This is a genomic window from Okeania sp. SIO2B9 (assembly GCF_010672505.1).
In the GTDB taxonomy this organism is placed as follows: domain Bacteria; phylum Cyanobacteriota; class Cyanobacteriia; order Cyanobacteriales; family Microcoleaceae; genus Okeania; species Okeania hirsuta.
In genome coordinates, this window is sequence record NZ_JAAHGK010000608.1 from 1 (window position 1) to 4,459 (window position 4,459).

Sequence of the window (4,459 nt, forward strand, 5' to 3'; positions counted from 1 at the left end):
ATCCAAGTTTGAATTTATTTACTCCGAAAATATTAGCAAAAAACCTCTACAATATTAACAATTTTGATCAAAATTAAAAATTGGAGTAATAGGTATGAAAAAAAATCGAATTCTGGTCTTAATTTGTATGGCTATACTTTCCTGTTTATTAACAATTAGTTGTAGCCAAACTACGAATAATTCATCTTCTGAGTCTACCGCTTCAACAATAAATTTAACAGTTTCAGCAGCAACTAGCCTCAAAGATGCAATGGAAGAGATAGAGCCTATTTATGAACAAAAAAATACCAATACTTCTTTAACTTTAAATTTATCTTCCTCCGGTTCTCTACGACAACAAATTGAACAAGGAGCGCCAGTTGATTTATTTATCTCCGCATCTCCTTCCCATATTAATATTTTGCAAGAAAAAGATCTAATAATAGATGAAAGTCTTCGGGACCTTTTGAAAAATCAAATAGTGTTAATAGTTCCTACAGAAAATACCGCTGCAGTTAACACATTTCAAGACTTAACAAAAGACACTATTAAAAACATATCCATTGGCGAACCAGAAAGCTCTCCCGCAGGAAAATATGCCCAAGAAGTCCTAACTTCTTTGGGTATTTATGAAGCACTTGAAAAGAAAATAGTTTTTGCTAAAAATGTACGCCAAGTTCTCAATTATGTCGCCACAGGAAATGTTGATGCTGGCATTGTTTATCGTACAGATACTAACGCTTCAAAGGCAGTAAAAATTGTTGCTAATGCACCTGATAAATCTCATACACCAGTAGTTTATCCCATTGCAGTAATTAAAGATAGTAAAAATGTTGAAGCGGCTAAACAATTAGCAGAATTTATGTTTACTCCAGAGGCAAAAGCTGTGTTTGAAAAATATGGTTTTGTTACACTAAACAACAATTATTAGAAGAAGGAGTCAGGAGACAGGAGACAGGAGACAGAATTTTAGAAGAAAATCATAGCTGCCGTCCGATTTCTGCGTAAGTCCTGACTATTTAACTGAACTCGTCAGGAATGATACCTATATGTGAAATTATTTCCTGAAATTACTGTAGCGTCAAAACTGTAGCCTCAAAGTTTTGAGCCTATAAAACCTTACTTTTGACTTTTGACTTTTGACTTTTAACTTCCGCAAAACGGTATACTCCTAAAAAGAAAAACACAACTCCCCGCCGTAATTGGGGGAGTTGCTTTTTGGACAAAATGACTAAGGGTTTTCAGGCCAAACCAAAGGGTAGGGAAGGGGTTCCTGGACAACTGAACTTAGACCTGGAGGGGTACCAGGAGGTGTACCAGGTAGACCCTTTGGGAAGTTGGTTTGGCTCAAAGGTTGCCCATACATTCATTACAGCAAATGGGGCTGCGATGATGGGGTAACTGCAGGGCGAGTAAATGATGCTAATATTATTTGCAACCCACCATTTATTAATTATTTATTTTATTATTTTAAATATACACAATTTAAACAACAATTAAAATAGGCAATAATAACGATCATCATGCTCAATAAAATCACCCCCCTCATCATTACACTCTTTCAAAACTTCCTCACCTACTACACTCTTGTCCTTACCATACGGACGAATTTCCACCAAACCCGGATACGCAACATAATCAATACTTAATTTCAATTCATTTTCCATTACCCAATTTTCCAACCCTATTTGGGAGGCTGCAGCTGGCTCTACTACGGTAATCATACTTGCACAGACTATTATTACTGCACTTAATAATAAGCTTATTAGCTTTTACATAATTTCAATTTTCCATTAAACAACTACAACCATAACAATAACATTTTTATAACATTAACATTTATTTTGTTCTCTTAAGTGACTTTTGACTTACTATTTCATTTTGTGCTACGTCCCTACTTTTTGATGAAAAGCATCCTTCTTTTATTCTTTTGGTCTCTTAGAATGAGAATTTGATGCAATGAGTCGATCGCGCATCACTCCTAAATCTTGGCTAAACTTACGTAAAGCAACGCTATTTTGTCAGTGCGTCAGCGCAGCTTTGCGATAGCAAGCGACAGTGTTTGCGGAGCATTCCGTCAGCATAACAAAGTCCAGTAGGGTGCGTTAATGAAATGTAATATCATGTTCCCCCTCCGGGGGAGCTACGCTAACGGTTGAATACTTATAAATGACTGTTGTGAGTCCTCAGGAGTCAACCCACCCCTCGCCCCTCCCCCTCCCAGGAGGGGAGTGTGGGAGAAATTAAAAAATATGTATCCTACCATTACTATGCAGGACTATCGGGTAATGGAAGTCCATCTCAAGTATGGGGGCGATCGCATAAGTTCGCTCCCTTGTCTTAGTCTCAAGTTTTGATCACAACAGCTTAACAAATTTCGCTAATTATATCATAATTTTGAGCGTTGGTAATAAATAAATTTTTATCTAGGAACTTTCCTGCCAAAGTTCCTATTTTTTTCCCTAAAGAAATCAAATATTTCTCTATCTTGTAGTCAACAAAACAGTTTATGCCAGGAAAAAAGATAGAAAATATAAAAATATAAAGTAATTATGGATAGCCACTGAGACATCTCTAGAAAAGATTCTGAAACCTGTATATTGCCCTAATAAAATTGGCATTTTTGGAGAGGTCTATTAAAGTTCTGAAACAGAATAACCTCAATTTCAGATTTGCCTACCCTAGTTCCCAACCATTATTTTATTAACCTACCACTAAATAATTAGCCTACAACCTTCTTCAACATCAATAATGAACTTAGACCTATCTCCTGCTTGGATTTCCCTAAAAACTGCAGCAGTTACTACAGTAATCACCTTTTTCCTCGGCATCACAGCAGCACGTTGGATGCTCGGATATCGTGGTAAAGGCAAAGGTATAATTGACGCCATCTTAACATCTCCTCTAGTATTGCCTCCAACCGTAACAGGTTTTCTATTACTATTATTATTTGGTAGAAACGGCCCCCTTGGTCAGCTACTCTCATCAATGGGGATAACATTGATTTTCACTTGGCCTGCAACCGTCATTGCGGCCACTGTGGTGTCATTCCCCCTGATGTACAAAACATCACTGGCAGCTTTTACTCAAATTGATACCAGTCTCCTTGCTTGTGCTAGAACTTTAGGTGCTTCTGAATGGACTGTATTTTGGCGAATTTTGTTACCCTTGGCAAAACCAGGAATTATTGCCGGGACATTATTAGCTTTTGCCCGATCGCTTGGTGAGTTTGGCGCTACTTTAATGTTGGCAGGTAGCATTCCTGGGAAAACAGAAACTATTCCGATAGCTATTTTCTTCGCTTCCGAAAGTGGGAATATGAATGAAGCGTTTGCCTGGGTGTTAGTAATTTTAGCCATATCTTTAGGAGTAATAACTGGTGTCAACTATTGGTCAGAATCTAAAATCAAAAAACGTAGGGCAAAAAAAACAGAAAAACAAATTGTAGATGTGCGTTCTGTACCCGTAGTCAAAACACAACCTTTGAGACTAAACTCCCACACAAACTCACAAAGTCTATTAGTAGATATCCAAAAAAAATTGCCTGGGTTTCTCTTGGATGTTTGTTTCAATGCTAATAACAAACCATTGGGGTTATTGGGAGGGTCTGGTGCTGGTAAAAGCATGATTTTACGTTGCGTTGCTGGTTTAGAAACTCCTACAAAAGGTCGAATTGTTTTAAATGGGCGAGTATTATTTGATTCGCAACAGAAAATTAATTTGCCCAGTCGCGATCGCCACGTCGGTTATCTATTTCAAAATTATGCTCTCTTCCCCCACATGACTGTTGCACAAAATATTGCTTTTGGTTTGCCCAAAGGTCTTTCATCCACAGAAATTAAACAACAAGTGGAAGCTTATCTATTGGCAGTGCAGTTACCAGGATATGGCAAACGATATCCAGAAGAACTTTCGGGAGGTCAGCAACAAAGGGTAGCTTTAGCACGAGCATTAGCAAGTCAACCCGATGCTTTGTTGTTAGATGAAGCTTTTTCCGCATTAGATACCCACCTGCGCCATCAGATTGAAACATTGGTTATTGCCACCCTAGAAAATTATCAAGGGGTGACTTTATTAGTGACTCACAACCTAGAGGAAGCTTACCGCATTTGTCAAAATCTTTTGGTTGTCGATGACGGAATTGCTCTTGATCACGGTGTCAAACATGACATTTTTGAATATTCTACCAGTGTAAGAGTTGCTCAGTTAACTGGTTGTAAGAACTTTTCTCAAGCAGTAATAATTGACAACCGAAAAATAGAAGCTATTGAGTGGGGATGCAGTCTTGATATAATTGAACCTATTCCAGAATCTTTTTCTCATGTTGGCATTCGCGCTCACCAGATTACTTTTAGTGAGGAGTCAACAGAACCGAATACTTTTCCTTGTTGGTTAGCAGCTATTAGTGAAACTCAACATCGAGTAACTTTGTACTTAAAATTATATCAACCTGCAAAAAATGCTTTTGACTACCATTTAC

General features: G+C 37.7%; 4 protein-coding genes. 3 read left to right on the forward strand and 1 reads right to left on the reverse strand.

Going from position 1 to position 4,459, the window contains the following annotated elements; translation table 11 throughout:
- The first annotated feature begins 94 nt into the window (after positions 1–94).
- The gene (modA, locus tag F6K13_RS20040; RefSeq protein ID WP_124146402.1) at positions 95–910 is read left to right on the forward strand and encodes a molybdate ABC transporter substrate-binding protein; all 816 of its coding nucleotides are present in this window, start codon (positions 95–97) and stop codon (positions 908–910) included.
- 296 nt (positions 911–1,206) lie between these two features.
- Positions 1,207–1,380: a hypothetical protein gene (locus F6K13_RS20045; RefSeq protein ID WP_205127474.1), complete on the forward strand. Its 174-nt coding sequence runs from the start codon at positions 1,207–1,209 to the stop codon at positions 1,378–1,380.
- Positions 1,381–1,475: 95 nt separating this feature from the next.
- Here the strand turns inward: F6K13_RS20045 and F6K13_RS20050 are convergent, their stop codons facing one another.
- Positions 1,476–1,703: a hypothetical protein gene (locus F6K13_RS20050; protein WP_124146401.1), complete on the reverse strand. Its 228-nt coding sequence runs from the start codon at positions 1,701–1,703 to the stop codon at positions 1,476–1,478.
- 1,027 nt (positions 1,704–2,730) lie between these two features.
- On the opposite strand from F6K13_RS20050, the gene modB reads away from it, so the two are divergent.
- Positions 2,731–4,459, forward strand: a 1,729-nt coding sequence (gene modB / locus F6K13_RS20055; protein ID WP_287288156.1) for a molybdate ABC transporter permease subunit, incomplete at its 3' end; no start/stop codon positions are given.